Below are 19,357 nucleotides of genomic sequence, written 5' to 3' on the forward strand. Positions count from 1 at the left end.
ATCTATTAGTATAAAAAAGCGGTTTCTGCCGCTTTTTTATACTAATTTTTTCAATTCTTGATAAAGCTTTGCCGTTGGTAATCCGACGACATTATTATATTCTCCCTCTATTTTTTCTATGGCAATTAAGCCGATCCATTCCTGTATTCCATAAGAACCAGCTTTATCTAACGGAGCAAATTTAGTAACATAATATTCGATTTCATCCCGATTTAATTCATAAAAATAGACTGTTGTCTTTTCGACAAAAGTGCTAATCTTGCCTTTCCACAAGATCGCTACTGCAGTCAATACCAAATGCTTCTTACCAGATAAATTTGTTAAAGTTGCTATAGCTTCCTGCGAATCTTTTGGTTTACCCAAAATTTCGCCCTTATCAGAAACTACAACCGTATCGGCACAGATAATCAAACAATCTACTCTATCCCTAAATGCTTCGGCTTTACAAATAGCGATTTGACGAACAGCCTCTATAGCAGAAAGATTTGGATCAACCGATTCCGCTGTCTCCCTTACCTCAACTTCGAATGTCAGACCAAGCCCTGCCAATAACTGTTTTCTCCGGGGGGATTGAGACCCTAATATCACTGTACTATTTTTTATATTTTCCAACATTCTTATATACTTTTTATCGTTTCATCCTCATACCAATTGCCCTGCACTTTCATTACTTTTTCGATCATTTCACGCACAACCCCCTTACCGCCGCCAAAACCAGACACATAATGTGAAATTTCCTTAATTTCTTCCACACCATCCGCTGGAGAAACAGCTACACCAACTGCTTTCATGCAGCTGAAATCAGGTACATCGTCACCGATGTACATCAACTGATTTAATTCCAACTTGTAAGCATAAGCAAGTTCTTTCATTTTTGAAAGCTTATCACTCACTTTTGAATGTACTTCACTAACACCCAATCCTTTCATACGCATTTCAACACCGATCGATCCACCCCCGGTAATTATAAAAATCGGATAACCTTTTTTGATTGCCAACTGCATTGCGTATCCATCTTTGATATTAAAGGTGCGCAATTGATGTCCGTCTTCATTTACCTGCACGGTTCCGTCAGTCAACACACCGTCCACATCCAATACAAAAGCCTTTATCGATTTAAATTCGGTCAATATCATAAAAATATATTTTTGTAAATGTAAGGCATTTCTAATAAATAATTCGAGTAATGACATTAATCCAATGACCAACCCTGTCAAATAATTATTCAGATTAGTCAAAATATCATTTGTGTGTCACAACATAGTTGTATTAGCAACTTATTAGAAAAAATATTTGGAAGCTACTGCATATTTACTGTATCTTTGTTGAAGATAATTAAAGGTTATCTCACTATGAAACACTAATAGCAAGCAATCAAAGACGTTATTCACGTTTTATTTGCAAAAGATAAAAAAACAATCATTTTAGTTTTCATAGTAAAAAAAACGGCAACTAATTTAGTTTAGCGGCCTTTAAAGAGTCTTTTCATAATTTAGGTTTATAATTGGTTAGTAACGAACCCTGGTGCCCATCATCAGGGTTTTGTTTTTACCTACTTTCTTTCCTGTTCAGATTGACCAAATTATTTGTTTAGTCCACAGCTTTTGAAACTGATCCATTGGCATCCTAGTCCAAACTTTTTTATACGATGCTATACTTGCCCGAATAATGAGCTACACATCAGGAATAGAAAAAGACTGTCGTGTCGATATAAATGTATTTGGGATGCCCCTTGACTTTTCTATAGCGCTGTTTCTATTGTAGCTTTTGATTAATAGCAAGTTTTTTTGTTATTTTACATATATCTTTTTCCCCAGGTACAATCAAAAAACATTACCTACAGAAAAGTAAAACGATAAACTCATTCTCACATGAATCGAAAAAACTATAGAAAGCAAATTACCCTAGGAGTGATCATTTCTTTTTTGCTTATCTTCCTTTCAGCCCTATATTTTTTCATATCGCTGCATCATAATTTAAATAACGAGCGAACTATCGTTCAAATCGCCGAAAATAGATTTAATACTATTAATGAAATTAAATCAAATGTAGACGAAGTAAATGATGTCAAACTTGATTACCTGAATAAGAAAGATGCTTCGCTATTTATTCCCTACAAATTGGAATTAAGAAAAACCGATGAACTACTCCGCTCATTAAGCCTTAAAGATGATTTCTATCATTTCCCATTGAACAAAATTGAAAGCTTGCGCAAAGAAATTTCAGCATTTTATAACTTTGAAAAAGATATCGCAGATACAAGAGAAATTCAATTCGGATCCAATCACATTCACGAACAAAAAGCCTCCATATTAGGTCAGATCGATCTAATGTCAAAAGACTTATTGGATCAGCGGGGAAATCTTTTAGAAAAATCTAGAAACGATCTGCAAATAGCCCAATACATTACCTACCTGTTCATTGCTATAGGCTTAAGTGGATTCTTCTATATTCTTTCCAAGATTTCTTCTATCTCAAGATTTCTAAGGGCCACCGTGAAAAGTCAGCAGGAGTCTAACAGCCGTCTCCAACTATTGCAGGAACAAACAAACAATGATAACTGGATTTTGAATGCAATCAGTAGCATCGATGAACAGTTACGTGGAGATTATACAGACAAGAAAATTGCTGAAATAAGCCTACAGGCGATTGCCTCGTCGACTAGAGCACTGGGAGGAACAGTTTATATCTTCGACGACAATTATCAGGAATATCAGCTTTGCCACAAAATCGGCATTTCCGCAACACAATATATCAAACAAACATTTAAGGAAAATGACGGTATATTAGGAGAGGTCGCAAACAATCATGAGGTTGTTAAAATTAAAGATGTTAACAACAAGCACCTTTTATTAGAAACCTCATTGGCAGATCGGGTAGAAACTGAGATTTATATTATTCCTTTTTCTTATGAAAAACATTGTGTCGGTATCATGGAGATATGCTGCCCAGTTGTCAACAAGAAAGACGAAAAACTGCGATTTAACTTTTTAAATAAAGCGAAAGATAACATTGCCGTTATCATTAAAGTGGCCCAAACGCATGGGAAGCTTGCCGATCTTTATGAGGAACTTCAACAACAAACCGAAGAACTGGAGACTCAACAGGAAGAGTTGAGAACAACGAATGAAGAGCTGATACATAAAACGCATCTGTTAGAAGCCTCTGAAGAAGAACTTAGAGTGCAGCAAGAAGAACTGATCCAAACAAATAATGAGTTGGATGAGAAAGCAAAACTACTCTTTGCTCAAAACGAAGATCTGGAAAAAGCCCGTCAGGCGATAGCCCAAAAAATAGAGGAAGTAGAGCTATCTAGCAAGTATAAATCTGAATTTATGGCCAATATGAGCCATGAATTACGGACACCCCTTAATAGTATTCTGATTCTGGCCAAATTGCTTCAGGATAATAAAAAGAAAAATCTCACAGAAGATCAAATTAAATATGCTTCTGTCATTCATAGTGCCGGCTCAGATCTTTTACATTTAATCAATGAATTGTTGGATTTGGCAAAAATAGAATCCGGCAAAGTTGAGGTACAAAAAGAACGGATCAACACCAACTATCTCGTAAATTATATTAAAGATTTTTTCAACGATACCGCAGCATCCAAAAATATCCGCTTCCTACTTGACGTCGATATGAATGCTCCACAGGAATTTGTTGGTGATGAACATCGTATACAACAAGTCCTTAAGAATTTATTATCGAATGCATTTAAGTTTACAGGTGAAAGAGGAGAAGTTTTTTTTGGAATAAAAGCTGACGCGCAAAATCTTATTTTTACGGTCAAAGATAACGGTATTGGAATCGCCCCTGAAAAACAAGAGCTTATCTTCGATGCTTTTAAGCAGGAAGATGGTTCAACAAGCCGTAAATATGGCGGCACTGGTTTAGGTTTATCGATCTGTCGGGAAATCGCCAATTTATTGAAAGGAAAAATAACCTTATCCAGCAAAATCGGCGAAGGTAGCATCTTCATCTTTAGTATTCCACTAGAACAGGAAATACAAACCCCATTATTAAAAGTAGCATCTATCGATAATGAAAATAATTATCCGCCGCTAATTCTAAATGAAACTCCGATTGCTGCAAAAATTCAGGGGATAGAAAACGATGGAAAAAACAATAAATTGCTGATTATTGAGGACGACTTTATTTTTGCAGATATTTTAAAAGACTATGCCGAACAAAATGGTTATGATGTCTACATCAGCTATGATGGAAAAGATGGCTTACAAAAAGCTAAAAATTTACTACCTGCCGCGGTGATACTAGATATTATGTTGCCCAAAATGGATGGTTGGGAAGTACTTCGAAACCTGAAAAAAAATGACAACACCAAGGATATCCCAGTACACATGATGTCGGCAGGAACATTTTTACATGATGAACCTATTTCCGCAGGAGCCATCGGCTTTATGTCCAAACCAGTGTCAGAAGAATCTCTGGCCGAAACTTTCTTAAAAATAAAGACATCGACAAGTCATCCACTGAAAAAAATTCTGTTGGTAGAAGATCAAGAAATCCAAAGCGATTTTATCAAACAATCTTTGGAAGAACAGCATATTCAGATCTTTCAGGCCTTCAATGCGGGACAAGCACTCGATTTATTGAATCAGGAGAAATCATTTGATTGTATCATTATGGACTTAAATCTCCCAGACAGATCGGGGATTGAACTCCTGAACGAAATCAAATCGAACAATCAATTTAAGAATTTACCGATTATCATCAATACAGCAATGGAACTCAGTACAGAGCAGACTTCTGAAATACTCCACCATAGCCAAGCCATGGTTCTCAAATCCGCTAAGTCAAACAACCGTCTAATTGATGAAGTAAATTTATTCTTAAATAAAATTCGTAGCGACAAACACGAATACACGATGTTCAACAATTCGGGGAGCTCTGTAATCGCTGAGAACAATTTAGCTTCCAAAACAGTACTACTAGCAGATGACGATATGCGGAATATTTTTGCCCTCAGCACGGCGTTTGAAAGTTATGATATGAAGATTGAGATTGCCAATAATGGTCAGGAGGCATTGGATATTCTTGAACGAAATGACCAGATCGATCTTGTTTTAATGGATATTATGATGCCTGTTATGGATGGTTATGAGGCTATTGGAAAAATAAGGGCAAACAAAAAATTTGCGAATCTTCCTATTATTGCTGTGACGGCAAAAGCAATGAAAGGTGATCGCGAAAAAACGATCGCTGTTGGCGCAAACGATTATATTAGTAAACCGGTTGACGTAGACAAATTAATATCCTTAATGCGTGTATGGCTGAGTTAACCGTTAAAAAAGTGGCAATGATAAGTTTTGAAGAGTTAGAAGAAATTATTGATGTAGTCAAAAATCTCCACGGTTATGATGTATCTGGCTATACCAGAGCATCTCTCAAAAGACGTGTAACGAGAATTATGGAACTCAATAAATTCAATCTACAGGAATTGAAATCCAACTTGATCAATCAACCCGGATTCAGCACCTATTTTCTTCAGGAAATCACCGTAAATGTCACAGAAATGTTTAGGGATCCAGATTTTTATAAAGCTGTCAAAACGGAGGTGCTCCCCTATCTTGCAACTTATCCCCATATTAAAATTTGGAGCGCTGGTTGTTCTACGGGCGAAGAAGTATATTCGCTAGCCATATTGTTGGAAGAAACAAATCTTTACCAACGTGCATTCATTTATGGCACTGATATTAACGGCAAAGTGCTAGAAAAAGCAAAACGCGGTATTTATTCTCTTGGAAAAGTCAAAGAATACTCGGAAAACTTTATCAAAACAGAACCCAAAAACTCATTGTCGGATTACTATACAGCGATGTACAATGCCGCAACAATTAATAATAGCCTCAAAAGAAATATCCTTTTCTCTATACATAGTTTAGTATCCGATGGCGTTTTTAACGAATTTCAGATGATTACCTGTCGTAATGTATTGATTTATTTTGATACTGCTTTGCAAAATAAAGTCTTGGATTTATTCTATTATTCACTCTGTCACCTGGGTTTTCTCTGTTTGGGGGCGAAGGAATCTCTGATCAATTATAAAGATGCTGCCAAATTTAAGATCGTAAACAAAAAACATAATATTTACCAAAAAATTGGGTAATAGAAAATGGAAAGAAAAATTCTTTTGTTAGCGGGCTCTGCAGGTGGCTTTAGTGTGATTCTGAACATTCTTAAATCATTGGAACACCCCATACGCATACCCGTTATTGTCATTGTACATAGAAACCCTAAATACGCTTCTACCATCGAAGAAACACTCTCCAAAGCTCTCGTTCAAAAAATAAAGACCGCTGATGATAAAGAAGCAATAGAAAATGGCACTATTTACTTTGCACCTGCTGGTTATCACCTATTAGTTGAACCAGATTATAGTTTTTCTTTGGATATCTCTGAACCTGTTCAATACTCAAGACCTTCAATTGATGTAACTTTTGAGTCTGTAGCCGAAGTATATAGAGAAAACTGTATTGCTATATTATTCTCAGGAGCGAATCAAGATGGCGCGCAAGGTTTACTCATGATAAAACGATATGGAGGAAAAACTGTTGTACAAGATCCTACAACTGCTGAAGTTCCCGTTATGCCCGAAGCAGCTATTCAACTTGGAGCACAAGAACGTATTTTGACCATTCAAGAAATTAAAGATTACATCAAGCAGTTGACATAAATTGTAGTTAGATTTGCTATAATGAAGAAGATAAATATATTGATTGTCGATGATAAAATTGAAAACATTATCAGTCTAACAGCCCTGTTGGAGGATATAGAAAATATAAACATAGTGACGAGTACAGATCCCAATGATGCTTTAAAGATCTGTTGGAAAGAACAGATTGATTTAGCGCTCGTCGATGTCCAGATGCCGGAAATCAATGGTTTTGAATTCGTTTCCTTTCTAAAGAATAATCCGAAAACTAACCATATTATCACAATTATGGTAACGGCAATTTCTAAAGAAGATAAATACCTCATACAGGGGCTCAATAGCGGAGCTGTAGATTATCTGTATAAACCACTTAATCCAGAAGCCACTATAGCAAAAGTAAAATCTTTCGTTCAGCAACTACTGATTCAGCAAGAAATTAAAGAAAAGAACATTGCCTTAGAGGAATCTAAGCAAGCTATTCTTAAAGCTAAAGAGGAGGCCGACCTTGCCAGAAAATCCAAGGAAACATTTCTAGCCAATATGAGCCATGAGATTCGTACTCCTATTAATGGTATTATGGGGATTACACAGATGCTAAAAAACTCCCAGCTTACCCTAGAACAAGAAAATTGGATCAATAAACTGGACTCTGCATCGCAAAATTTGCTGAATATCATCAACGACATACTGGACCTTTCCAAGGTTGACTCAGGAATGATGAAGCTTAATATGGAATCCACATCAGTCCATGATATCACAGATGACCTAAACAATCTCTTTATTGATAAAGCCAACTACAAGGGACTGAATTTTTCAATTGATGTCGACGATCGCATCACAAGTTATTTTCTGACAGATCCATTGCGATTGAAACAAATATTGACCAATTTTATTTCCAACAGTTTCAAATTCACCGCCGAAGGCGCTGTCCTCTTAAAAATTCAGCTCTTATCGGAAGACAACCACAATATTTGTTTACGGTTTCAGGTCATCGATACAGGAATTGGCATTGCAGAAGATGCCCTTGAAAAAATATTTATTGCTTTTGAACAGGGCGAGGATAGCATTACCAAAAAATTTGGAGGTACAGGATTAGGTCTCGCCATCGTAAAGCGGATTGCAGCACTGCTCAACGGTCAAGTCTTTGCCTCGAGTGAATACGGAAAGGGCAGCGTGTTTTCATTTGAATGTAATTTTGACAAAATCAAAGATAAGCCTGTAGAGAAAGAAACCCAAGTACTCTACACAGAATTACCGAAGTTCAATTTCCCAATGGTTCTAATTGCTGAAGACAACGAATTGAACAGTTTCATGTTGGCGAATATCCTCAAAAGCTGGAATTGCAATATTACTTTGGCAACTAATGGTCTTATTGCCCTAGAAGAGATTAATAAGAAAAAAATCGACCTGGTATTTATGGATGCACATATGCCATTGATGAGCGGTTTTGAAGCAATTAAGGAAATACGTCGAAACACAAATCCGGTAATAGCCAATATGCCCATCATTTCGATTTCGGCGTCTGTGCTGCAAGCCGAACAACAGGAAGCTCTTGATGCTGGAGCAAATGAAGTTGTTGGAAAACCATTCGACCCGATCAAGCTATATAAAACAATTGATACTTTATTGTCAAAATTGAAATGATAGTTTCAATTTATCAATGAATTGATTACTTTTAGAACATAAACAATATGTATTGATGTTGTTTGTCATGAACATATATCCAGAAAGGGATCAAAGTTTATAATAACTTCATCACTAAACCGCTGAAGGCAGTGGAAATGCCTATAATAAATAGAAGATAAACAAACAATCATTCAAATGAAAAAACTTTTTATGATACCAGCAGTTGCAGTTGCTTTATCAATTGCCTCTTGCGGTGGAAACAGTGACAAGTCTGAAAAATCTACGAGTACAGAAGCGGCAACCTCGACAGAAAGCCAAGCAACAGAAACAGTACCTGGTATTGAAAACGTAGCTATTTCCAACAACCTATCTTTAGAAGGTAACGATCAAATGAAATTTGACAAGGATTTATTCCGTGTAAAGGCTGGCGAACCTGTTGAATTATCTTTTAAAAATGCAGGTACAATGCCTAAAGAGTCTATGGGGCACAATGTAGTTATCTTAAAACCAGGAGTTGATCTGCCCACTTTTGGTGCTGAAGCTGCTGCAGCTGCTGCAGACGAATATATCCCAAAATCGGCTTTATCTTCAATTGCAGCCCACACCAAATTGTTGGGACCTGGAGAAACTGATAAAATCACGTTTACACTTGAAAAAGGTGTTTATACTTTTATCTGTAGCTTCCCTGGTCACTACGGTGTCATGCAAGGAAAAATTGTTGCAGAATAATCAGTAAATAAAAAAAGGTATTCAAAACATGAATACCTTTTTACTTATCCTCCCTCCCAAGCGCTTATCATTTCGGTTATGGTGTGTAATTTCTCGCTATTTATCAAATAAATGTAAAGTAAGGCGCTTTAGTCACAAATCGTAAGTTTTGATTTCCTATCCCATTAATAATCATTAAATTTGTGGTACAAAAAAATAAAACGTAATCAATGCAATACGACGTAATTGTAATCGGAAGTGGTCCAGGTGGATATGTAGGAGCTATCCGTTGTGCCCAATTAGGATTAAAAACAGCTGTTATCGAAAAATATAGCACATTTGGTGGTACTTGTCTTAACGTTGGATGTATTCCTTCTAAAGCGCTTTTAGATGCTTCGGAGCATTATTACAATGCTGCGCACAATTTTGATACATTCGGCATCAGTTTGAAAGACCTGAAAGTAGATATGGCAAAGATGATTGCTCGTAAAGACGATGTCATTGCACAAAATACTGCCGGTATTACCTTCCTATTCAAAAAGAATAAAATTGACAGTTTTCAGGGTGTGGGTTCATTTGTGGACAAAAACACGATCAAAATAACAAAAGCAGATGGTTCTACAGAACAGATCACTGGTAAAAATGTAATTATTGCGACCGGATCGAAACCAACTTCATTGCCCTTTTTGCCGGTTGATAAAAAGAGAATCATTACCTCTACAGAAGCGCTTAACCTAAAAGAGATACCTAAACACCTTATTGTCATCGGTGGTGGTGTGATTGGTTTGGAATTGGGTTCAGTTTACGGCCGTTTAGGTTCAAAAGTTTCTGTTGTTGAATTTGCAAAATCCATTATCGGCACAATGGATGCTGGGTTAGGGAAAGAACTACAGCGTGTTTTGAAAAAATCATTGGGAATGGAGTTCTATTTGGGGCATAAAGTAACAGGAGCTTCCGCTAATGGCGATGTCGTAAATGTAACGGCAGAGGATCCGAAGGGACAAGAAATTACTTTAGAGGGCGACTATTGCATCGTAGCGGTTGGTCGTACCGCATATTCAGAAGGATTAGGATTAGAAAATATCGGCATTACTGTAGAAGAAAGAGGTAAAAAAATACCCGTTAATGCACACCTTGAAACAGCCGTACAAGGCGTCTTCGCTATTGGGGATGTAATCACTGGAGCGATGTTAGCCCATAAAGCTGAAGACGAAGGTGTATATGTCGCAGAATACATAGCAGGTCAAAAACCACATATTGATTATAATTTGATTCCGGGCGTCGTTTATACGTGGCCAGAAGTTGCATCTGTCGGAAAAACTGAAGAGCAACTTAAAGAGGCGGGTATTAAGTACAAAGCAGGATCATTCTCTTTCAAAGCCTCTGGCCGTGCAAAAGCGTCTGGCGATACTGATGGTTTCGTAAAAGTACTCGCTGATGCCACTACTGATGAAGTATTAGGCATACATATGATTGGTCCACGTGCCGCAGATATAATTGCTGAGGCGACGGTAGCCATGGAATACCGCGCATCTGCAGAAGATATCGCACGTATTTGCCATGCACACCCAACCTATACAGAAGCACTCAAAGAAGCTGCGCTAGCAGCTACTGCAAATCGAGCAATACACGCTTAGGCGTCAATGTAAAATACTCAAGGGGAAAAGGAAACTTTTCCCCTTTGCCTTAAATATCTATACACAATGAATTTTTATACAAGAAAATGGGTCAAACCCGAAGACCTAAATCCTAACGGAACATTATTTGGAGGAACATTGCTGCGATGGATAGATGAAGAAGCGGTAATCTATGCTATCGTTCAACTTGGGAACCCAAAAGTAGTTACAAAGTTTATTTCAGAAATAAACTTTGTAAGCTCAGCAAAACAAGGTGATATTCTAGAACTCGGCATTGAAGCCATCAATTTTGGAACAACATCCTTAACTATGCGCTGTGAAGTCCGCAATAAAATATCCAAAAAGACAATTCTATCGATCGAAAAACTGGTATTTGTAAATTTGGATGAGGATGGCAATCCAGCACCTCATGGCAGGAATAGCATCACTTATGCTTACATGGGTATTGAGAAAACAGGAAGAGATGATTAAACATCTCCCTGTTCCTCTTAAAATCTGTGTTTCTTGTCAATAATCGTGCGAACTACTGTTCGTCTTACAGATAGGCTTTTCTTCCTTTCTATTTTCGATCTCACTCGCTAAGAAAATTCAGGCATCAATACACTGTATCACAAGAAGACTAAGACTTTTGTCTTTTTCCTTCAATTTCCTTTTTTAGATCCAATTCTACCCAAAAGCCAAAAATAGGAATCAAAGAAGCCAAGAAATATTTAATAGCCTTTAAGATAGGCCACTTGTATTCTACGGTAGACATAATTAGCATAACGACAAAAATAACGACAAAAAAGCCATGAATGGAGCCTGCTATTTTCACTGCTTCGGGTATTCCCGCGAGATATTTCAGAGGCATAGCAATAAAAAACAAGCAAATTGTGGAAATAGCTTCCCACAGTGCAATCTGTCTAAATATTCTTAACATAATGATAAACTGTCTATTGTGAATTCCAAAAATAAGACTCTAAATAAGGATTAACTATTATTTTTACCCCTTTGACTAAGATGTGACATTCACCTACAAACAACGACAGTGTTTTATCGGAAACCGCCAATTTTACAATAAATTGTTCAGTTTCATCAGAAAAAATGCGTACTTTTGAATGAATATAGGCTTCACATATTTTGGTATTTGAAGCTATAACACTCAACTACAGAATATTTATTTATATGAATTACGACATCATTGTAATCGGTAGTGGTCCAGGCGGGTATGTTGCTGCCATTAGAGCCGCTCAGTTAGGGTTCAAAACAGCGATTATTGAACGCGAATCATTAGGCGGAATCTGTCTAAACTGGGGCTGTATCCCTACAAAAGCATTATTGAAAAGTGCTCAGGTATTTGAATATTTAAACCATGCCGCTGATTACGGCATCAATGTTCAAGGTGGTGAGGCCGATTTTGAAGCTATCGTCAAAAGAAGTCGCGGAGTTGCTGAAGGAATGAGTAAAGGTATCCAGTTTTTGATGAAAAAGAATAAAATCGACGTTATCAATGGTACTGCAAAAATTAAAAAAGGTGGTAAAATCGATGTTAAAGGAGCAGACGGTTCTACTAAAGAATATTCGGCAAAACATACGATCCTTGCGACTGGTGCACGCTCGCGTGAATTGCCTAATTTACCTCAAGATGGTAAAAAGATAATTGGTTACCGTCAGGCAATGACACTACCTAAACAACCAAAATCTTTGGTTGTTGTAGGGTCTGGTGCTATCGGTGTCGAGTTTGCTTATTTCTATAATGCAATTGGAACGAAAGTGACTATCGTCGAATTTATGGATAGAATAGTTCCTGTTGAAGATGAAGAAATTTCAAAACAATTAGAGAAAAGTTTAAAGAAACAAGGCATCTCTGTTTTAACTAAGTCAGAAGTTCAATCTGTTGATACATCAGGTGAGTTGAGCAAAGTCTCAATCAAAACCGAAAAAGGTATAGAAGTGATCGAAGCAGAGATTGTATTATCTGCTGTTGGTATTGCTCCAAATATCGAAAATATAGGATTGGAAGAAGTTGGTGTAAAAACCGAGCGTGGACGTGTTGTAGTAGATGATTTCTACAAAACAAACATCGAAGGCGTGTATGCTATCGGAGATATCGTTAAAGGTCAAGCCTTGGCTCACGTTGCGTCAGCAGAAGGGATCACTTGTGTTGAAAAAATCAAAGGTCTACATGTTGAACCGATCGATTACAACAACATCCCCGGCTGTACATATTGTTCACCAGAAATTGCATCTGTAGGTTATACCGAAAAAGCTGCTAAAGAAGCTGGTTATGAAATAAAAGTTGGTAAGTTCCCTTTCTCCGCTTCTGGAAAAGCTTCAGCTGCTGGTGCAAAAGATGGGTTTGTAAAAGTTATCTTTGACGCTAAATACGGTGAATTCCTAGGTGCACACCTCATCGGAGCCAATGTGACAGAGATGATTGCGGAAGTTGTTGTTGCCCGTAAATTGGAAACAACAGGTCACGAAATGATTAAAACTATCCATCCTCATCCTACCATGAGTGAAGCAATTATGGAAGCTTGTGCTGATGCCTACGGTGAAGTAATCCACTTATAGCATTCGGAAAATAAAATTTAAAAAGGGGAAAATCTAGCGATTTTCCCCTTTTTAAATTTTATTTTCCGAATGAATAAAGAAGCTACATAACCAGTCTTGACTTAAAGACGATCTGTTGGTCTGGCGCTTCAGGATTATCTATTCGATCGAATAGAATTTCTGCTGCTTTGCGCGCTTGCATTCCCGGAAACTGTTCAATACGTCCCATTGGTGGATTTTCCATATATTGCCATAAAGGATAGTTCGCATAGCTGATGAAAAAGATATCCTGGTTCAATACAAGACCTTTCTGCCGGGCCGCTTTCATCAAGTCAAGCGTTACAAAATCATTAAAAGAAATTATCGCTGAGGGTCGCTCAGACATCGCAAATATACTATCCATAGCGCTTTCATTTCCTTCCGTACTCAAATCCGTTTCGATGATATTCTTATCAAGAATATCCATACCATTTCTCTTCATAGCAGATAGATAGGCAACTTTTCTGTCTTCACTAGCTGGCAATGTTTTCGGTCCATTTACAAGAGCAATAATTTTGTGACCACAGGCCACGAAAGCATCAACAGCTTCGTTCATACCAGTAGAAAGGTCACTTTGTACTTTATTGATATGAGGCAAACTAGGTACACAGTCAAAGAAGACAACCGGAATATCCGAAGCACCCAATTTTTCGATAAACTCCAAATTAGTAGTCTTTTTACCGATAGACATTAAAATTCCATCGACACGATGGTTTTTAAATGTTTTTAAGATCTGCTCTTCACGATCGGGATCATCCAATGATTGTCCCATTAGAACAGTGTATCGGTGCTCAGATGCAACATTTTCAATTTCACTGATAGCAAAGGAAAAAAACGGTTCAGACAGACTCGGCAAGATAACAGCGATGGTAAATGTTTTGCGCTGTTTGAAGAATATGGCTGTTTGATTGGGTTCGTAATTCAATTCTTCGGCCATTTTTTTTACCCGCATTGTTGTTACCAATCCAATACTCGGATGATCATTCAATGCTCTAGAAACTGTTGAAGGACTGATTTTCAGCTTCTTGGCAATTTCTTTAATCGTGGCAGGCTTGTTCACTTTGTTCATAAATCCAAGGGCTTTATATAAAAATAGGGCTTTTATATCCCTAATCATAATTTTTTCCAACAATATTGACTACGATTCTAATGACAATATCGTCTTGGTAGATTAAACAAATATACTTACTGTAAACTTAGTCTACAAATTGAATTGCGCTTGGTTCAACAGTAAACTCATTCGCAAGGAAGTCCAAAGGCACGATCCCCCTAAAAATAAGTTCATCCAAAAAGTAAACTTTTATCTCATTCTCATATTCGCCCCAGTCCACAAATTTCACTTTATTAAGCTGTTCAAGCGGATTTCCTTTTGTTAAGATACAAATATGCTTACCTTCAGCTTTTAACGCTTTAAATAGCATATTAATGTGATCAAACAACTGTAATCTCAGTGGCAAAATAGCATTCACATGAAGTCGCTCAAAATTCTCCTTATATTTTTGGTCCAATCCGAAGGCTTGTTGCGCATGTTCAAACAATAAATCTTCTCCTTGACGCTCGAGGTGATCTTTCATAAATTGAATCAAATCTGCTTGAGCTGGAACCGTCTCAGTAAATTCTATAAAATTAGCGAAAAGGTAATAGACCTGTAGTAGGTAATCTCTTTTAGAGAAAACAACATCATCTAATTCAAAAATATAAACCTTTTTTTCTTCTGGAAACATCATCTATGAATAAAGCTTAAAATTATGGACAGTGCCTACATCGATAAAACAAAAACAATAGCGCTGGCAGTAAAAATAAGAGGCTATTTGGATACACAAATTAGTGCTAAATCCTCTCCAGAATCAGAGGCGCCAAACAAGCCGTCCAATGATCTTTCGATAGTCGTCGAGTCCAATAAATCGTTACCCTTAGAAAGAAGTCTATAAGGCAGGTCTGTTGGAGGGTTTTCCATAAGAGGGATTGTTTCGAGCAGATCTTTATCCGGAACAAGAACTGAGATTTGATATTCCTCAAATAAAACTTTGGCTACAGACAGGGGTTCAAGTTCGAAGCCGCCCAAAGGCAATACATAATCCACCTGTTGATCTAGACATAATTTAAGCACCTCGTGTGCAAAAGTAGGAAGAAGACCTTTCGGAATTCTGGCGTATTTATCCGACTTTAAAAGCAATCCGGGGATTTCTTCTGAACTTGCAAATAATACTTCGAAATCAGCGCCGAGCTTTTTTGCTATACGCATCGCCAAAGGCCTAGTCCCGAAAGTTATGAGTATTTTTTTCATTAAAACCTATTTATAATCCCAATATTTCAGGATGTTGTGGATCTGTTAAACGACTACACCATCACGCATATGAATCGTTCGATCCGAAATTCGAGCAAGCTCTTCATTGTGCGTAACGATAATAAATGTCTGCTGAAATTTATCTCTAAGATCAAAAAACAATTGATGTAAAGCGGCTGCATTTTCAGAGTCGAGATTACCGGAAGGTTCATCTGCCAAAATGATAGAAGGATCATTGATCAGCGCACGAGCCACAGAAACACGTTGCTGTTCACCTCCAGACATTTCAGCAGGCTTATGGTCAATACGATGAGAAACCCCCAATAACTCCAACAATTTCTTCGCCTTTTCCTCCGCCTCAAATCTTCCCTTTCCGTGAATAAAAGCAGGAATACATACATTTTCTAAAGCAGTGAATTCAGGCAGCAAATGGTGAAATTGAAATACAAAACCGATATGTTCGTTGCGAAAAGCACTTAACTTTTTAGCACTCAATTTTTGGACATCAACACCATTGATCAAAACCGATCCCTGATCGGGTTTATCTAAGGTACCGATGATGTGCAGCAACGTACTTTTTCCAGCCCCCGATGCACCTACAATACTAACGATTTCGCCCTTTTCAACAGCGATATCAACACCTTTCAAAATCGGTAATGACCCATAAGCTTTGTGAATTCCTTTGGCATGTAACATCATAGGACAAAGATAAATAAATTTACGATACAACGCGTTTGAATAAATAAGCTGTTATTTCTCAATTCCAGCCATTTTATTTTGTCTAAATGTCAAAAAATAGATAAAAGAGCAATTTATCACTTGTCTTATCCCCCAAAAAATTATATTTTTACGCCAAATATTTTTGCAAATGAACATTCACGAATATCAAGGAAAACAAATACTAAAGAGCTTTGGTGTGCGCGTACAGGAAGGTATCGTAGCAGATACTCCAGAGCAAGCTGTGGAAGCGGCCAAAAAAATGAAAGAAGACTACAACTCTGATTGGGTTGTTGTCAAAGCTCAAATTCACGCTGGTGGCCGTGGTAAAGGTGGTGGTGTCAAGTTAGCTAAGAACTTAGATGAAGTCAAACAAAGAGCAACTGACATCATTGGTATGCAATTAGTAACGCCTCAAACTGGGCCTGAAGGTAAAAAAGTAAACAAAGTTTTGGTAGCTCAAGACGTTTACTATCCAGGCGAGAGCGAAACAAAAGAATTCTACATGTCCGTATTATTGGACCGTGCTAAAGGACGTAACATCGTTATGTACTCTACAGAAGGTGGTATGGATATCGAAGAAGTTGCAGAAAAAACACCGCACTTGATTTTCAAAGAAGAAATCGATCCAAAAGTAGGCTTACAAGGATTCCAAGCACGTAAAATTGCTTTCAATCTTGGTCTTTCTGGTGCTGCCCACAAAGAAATGGTAAAATTTGTTGCTGCCCTTTACAAAGCATACGATTCTACAGACTCTTCCATGTTTGAGATCAATCCTGTATTGAAAACTTCTGACGACAAGATTTTAGCCGTTGATGCTAAAGTAAATCTTGACGAGAACGCTTTATACCGCCATGCAGATTACGCAGCTATGCGCGACGTAACAGAGGAGGACCCAACAGAAGTTGAAGCTGGTGAATCAAACCTAAACTATGTTAAATTAGATGGTAACGTAGGTTGTATGGTAAATGGCGCTGGTTTGGCAATGGCTACCATGGATATCATCAAAATAGCCGGCGGTGAACCTGCCAACTTCTTAGATGTAGGTGGTACAGCAAATGCTGAAACTGTAAAAGCTGGTTTCAATATCATTTTAAAAGACCCTAACGTAAAAGCAATCTTAATTAATATCTTCGGTGGTATTGTTCGTTGTGACCGTGTTGCTCAAGGTGTAATTGATGCGTATAGCGAAATTGGAAACATTCCAGTTCCTATTATTGTTCGCCTTCAAGGTACTAATGCTGAAGAAGCGAAAAAATTAATTGATGAATCCGGTTTACAAGTCTATTCTGCAATCTTATTGAAAGAAGCTGCTGAATTAGTGACGAAAGTATTGAAAGGATAATTCCTTGAATCATCATAGCAAAAAAGCGCGAATTAAAAATAATTCGCGCTTTTTGTTATTGTACCTCATCTTATGAAACCCAGCTTGCCAAAGTTATGTTTCCTATAGAAATGAGACCTATTTCACTTTCTAATTTTCTAATTTCCACCTGTCGTGATTGTAATAATATATTTGTCCCATGAGCTATAGTGCCCCATCGTGAATTGAATTAAATCAACATTTATAGCCAATAAACCAACAGAATAGCGTATTTTTGTATTGCTTTTTTAACAAAGCATCTTTTACAAGTCAATCTCCAAAAATTAAGATGGAACACACAAGAATAAAGGAACTATTGAATGCCACAGAATTTGGCAAAGAGGTCGTTGTTAAAGGTTGGGTTAGAACTTTCCGTAACAATCAGTTTATAACAATCAATGACGGTTCGTCAATCAATAATATTCAAGCAGTTGTCGATTTTGAAAATACACCTGAGGATATCTTAAAACGTATCACCACTGGAGCAGCAGTTCGCGTAAAAGGTCAGTTGATAGCATCACTGGGTAAAGGTCAAAAAGTTGAGGTTAAAGCTACTGAAGTAAGCATTATTGGTGATTCTGATCCTGAGAAGTATCCCTTACAGCCTAAAAAACATAGCTTAGAATTCTTACGTGAAATTGCGCATTTACGTTTCCGTACCGGTACTTTCAATGCTGTATTTAAAGTTCGTAATGCTTTGGCATTTGCTGTACATAAGTTTTTTCAGGAAAACGATTTTGTCTACATGCATACACCGATCATCACAGGTTCAGATGCGGAAGGTGCAGGAGAAATGTTCCAAGTTACGACACTGGATTTAAAAAATCCTCCACGCAAAGAAAACGGAGAGATTGATTTTAAAGAAGATTTCTTTGGAAAATCAACAAACTTGACTGTATCTGGCCAATTGGAAGGCGAACTCGGTGCCATGGCATTTGGCAACATCTATACTTTCGGCCCAACGTTTAGAGCAGAAAACTCCAATACAACACGCCATTTAGCCGAATTTTGGATGATTGAACCTGAAATGGCTTTTTACGAGTTAGAGGACAATATGGATCTGGCCGAAGCCTTATTGAAATATGTCATCCGATACGCTTTGGAAAATTGTCCAGAAGAAATTGAATTCCTAAAAAATCGTTTGCTGGAAGAAGAGAAATCAAAACCAGCTACAGAACGCTCTGAATTAAATCTCGTTGAGAAATTAAACTTTGTTTTAACAAACGATTTCGAACGCGTTACCTACACAGATGCCGTTGAAATATTAAAACGTAGCAAACCAAATCAAAAGAAACAATTCAAATATTTAATTGACGATTGGGGTGCTGATTTACAATCGGAACATGAGCGCTATTTGGTAGAAAAACACTTCAAAAAGCCCGTTATATTAATAGATTATCCTCGCGAAATCAAGTCCTTCTATATGAAGCAAAATGCACCGGATGCGCAAGGAAGAAATACCGTCCGTGCAATGGATATTCTTTTCCCAGGAATTGGTGAAATGGTCGGTGGTTCACAGCGTGAAGAAAATCTGGAACGCCTACTGGATCGTATGGCTGAAGTTGGTATTCCTGCGGAAGAAATGGAGTGGTTTTTGGATACACGACGTTTTGGATCGGTACCACATTCAGGATTTGGCGTAGGTTTCGAGCGCCTCGTTTTATTCACGACGGGAATGACCAATATCCGCGACGTCATTCCATTCCCACGTACGCCTAAAAACGCAGAATTTTAATATAAAAAACAACAGCCAAAACAAAATATTTTGGCTG

17 protein-coding genes are annotated in these 19,357 nt (G+C 37.5%); 10 read left to right on the top strand and 7 right to left on the bottom strand.

From position 1 onward, the window contains the following. Positions 1 to 36: 36 nt before the first annotated feature. Both J2X77_RS22045 and J2X77_RS22050 read right to left on the bottom strand, forming a co-directional pair. The gene (locus J2X77_RS22045) at positions 37 to 615 is read right to left on the bottom strand and encodes a nucleoside triphosphate pyrophosphatase (protein ID WP_209578600.1); all 579 of its coding nucleotides are present in this window, start codon (positions 613 to 615) and stop codon (positions 37 to 39) included. 2 nt (positions 616 to 617) lie between these two features. Beyond that, entirely contained in the window at positions 618 to 1,097 is a 480-nt protein-coding gene (locus J2X77_RS22050) for a KdsC family phosphatase (protein ID WP_409050323.1), read from the bottom strand. A gap of 774 nt (positions 1,098 to 1,871) precedes the next feature. On the opposite strand from J2X77_RS22050, the gene J2X77_RS22055 reads away from it, so the two are divergent. The 7 genes from J2X77_RS22055 (at position 1,872) to J2X77_RS22085 (ending at position 11,118) form a co-directional block, all read left to right on the top strand. Further along, entirely contained in the window at positions 1,872 to 5,303 is a 3,432-nt protein-coding gene (locus J2X77_RS22055) for a response regulator (protein ID WP_209578602.1), read from the top strand. Further along, the gene (locus J2X77_RS22060; protein ID WP_293879594.1) at positions 5,291 to 6,130 is read left to right on the top strand and encodes a protein-glutamate O-methyltransferase CheR; all 840 of its coding nucleotides are present in this window, start codon (positions 5,291 to 5,293) and stop codon (positions 6,128 to 6,130) included. The genes J2X77_RS22055 and J2X77_RS22060 overlap by 13 nt, the downstream gene beginning before the upstream one ends. A gap of 6 nt (positions 6,131 to 6,136) precedes the next feature. Continuing rightward, on the top strand, positions 6,137 to 6,697 hold the full coding sequence (locus tag J2X77_RS22065; protein ID WP_209578603.1) for a chemotaxis protein CheB: 561 nt from the start codon (positions 6,137 to 6,139) through the stop codon (positions 6,695 to 6,697). 21 nt (positions 6,698 to 6,718) lie between these two features. After that, entirely contained in the window at positions 6,719 to 8,320 is a 1,602-nt protein-coding gene (locus tag J2X77_RS22070) for a response regulator (RefSeq protein ID WP_209578604.1), read from the top strand. Positions 8,321 to 8,497: 177 nt separating this feature from the next. Continuing rightward, entirely contained in the window at positions 8,498 to 9,031 is a 534-nt protein-coding gene (locus J2X77_RS22075) for a plastocyanin/azurin family copper-binding protein (RefSeq protein ID WP_209578605.1), read from the top strand. A 209-nt stretch (positions 9,032 to 9,240) separates the two neighbouring features. Further along, complete coding sequence (gene lpdA / locus J2X77_RS22080; RefSeq protein ID WP_209578606.1) at positions 9,241 to 10,647, top strand: dihydrolipoyl dehydrogenase; 1,407 nt, start codon at positions 9,241 to 9,243, stop codon at positions 10,645 to 10,647. A 66-nt stretch (positions 10,648 to 10,713) separates the two neighbouring features. Next, a complete protein-coding gene (locus J2X77_RS22085; protein WP_209578607.1) occupies positions 10,714 to 11,118 on the top strand; it encodes an acyl-CoA thioesterase in 405 nt (134 codons plus the stop codon). Between the two features lie 148 nt (positions 11,119 to 11,266). Here the strand turns inward: J2X77_RS22085 and J2X77_RS22090 are convergent, their stop codons facing one another. After that, a complete protein-coding gene (locus J2X77_RS22090) occupies positions 11,267 to 11,566 on the bottom strand; it encodes a DUF3817 domain-containing protein (protein WP_209578608.1) in 300 nt (99 codons plus the stop codon). Between the two features lie 245 nt (positions 11,567 to 11,811). Between J2X77_RS22090 and lpdA (J2X77_RS22095) the strand changes: the two genes are divergently transcribed. Then, positions 11,812 to 13,200 carry a dihydrolipoyl dehydrogenase gene (gene lpdA, locus J2X77_RS22095; RefSeq protein WP_209578609.1) on the top strand — a complete coding sequence of 463 codons (1,389 nt, stop codon included), beginning with the start codon at positions 11,812 to 11,814 and terminating at the stop codon, positions 13,198 to 13,200. 82 nt (positions 13,201 to 13,282) lie between these two features. Here lpdA (J2X77_RS22095) and J2X77_RS22100 read toward each other — a convergent pair whose 3' ends face one another. The 4 genes from J2X77_RS22100 to J2X77_RS22115 all read right to left on the bottom strand — a co-directional run bounded on the left by J2X77_RS22100 (position 13,283) and on the right by J2X77_RS22115 (position 16,201). Further along, positions 13,283 to 14,287: a LacI family DNA-binding transcriptional regulator gene (locus tag J2X77_RS22100; protein WP_209578610.1), complete on the bottom strand. Its 1,005-nt coding sequence runs from the start codon at positions 14,285 to 14,287 to the stop codon at positions 13,283 to 13,285. Positions 14,288 to 14,414: 127 nt separating this feature from the next. Further along, the gene (locus J2X77_RS22105) at positions 14,415 to 14,945 is read right to left on the bottom strand and encodes an HAD hydrolase-like protein (protein ID WP_209578611.1); all 531 of its coding nucleotides are present in this window, start codon (positions 14,943 to 14,945) and stop codon (positions 14,415 to 14,417) included. 80 nt (positions 14,946 to 15,025) lie between these two features. Beyond that, a complete protein-coding gene (locus J2X77_RS22110) occupies positions 15,026 to 15,505 on the bottom strand; it encodes a hypothetical protein (protein WP_209578612.1) in 480 nt (159 codons plus the stop codon). Between the two features lie 45 nt (positions 15,506 to 15,550). Continuing rightward, positions 15,551 to 16,201 (bottom strand): ABC transporter ATP-binding protein, encoded by a 651-nt coding sequence (locus tag J2X77_RS22115; RefSeq protein ID WP_209578760.1) that lies wholly within the window; start codon positions 16,199 to 16,201, stop codon positions 15,551 to 15,553. Positions 16,202 to 16,373: 172 nt separating this feature from the next. On the opposite strand from J2X77_RS22115, the gene sucC reads away from it, so the two are divergent. Together sucC and asnS are read left to right on the top strand one after the other, a co-directional pair. After that, complete coding sequence (sucC, locus tag J2X77_RS22120) at positions 16,374 to 17,567, top strand: ADP-forming succinate--CoA ligase subunit beta (protein ID WP_209578613.1); 1,194 nt, start codon at positions 16,374 to 16,376, stop codon at positions 17,565 to 17,567. 307 nt (positions 17,568 to 17,874) lie between these two features. Beyond that, positions 17,875 to 19,320, top strand: a complete 1,446-nt coding sequence (gene asnS, locus J2X77_RS22125; RefSeq protein WP_209578614.1) for an asparagine--tRNA ligase — start codon at positions 17,875 to 17,877, stop codon at positions 19,318 to 19,320. Positions 19,321 to 19,357: the final 37 nt, after the last annotated feature.

Origin of the sequence: Sphingobacterium sp. 2149 (assembly GCF_031455655.1) — a bacterium.
Classification (GTDB): Bacteria; Bacteroidota; Bacteroidia; order Sphingobacteriales; family Sphingobacteriaceae; genus Sphingobacterium.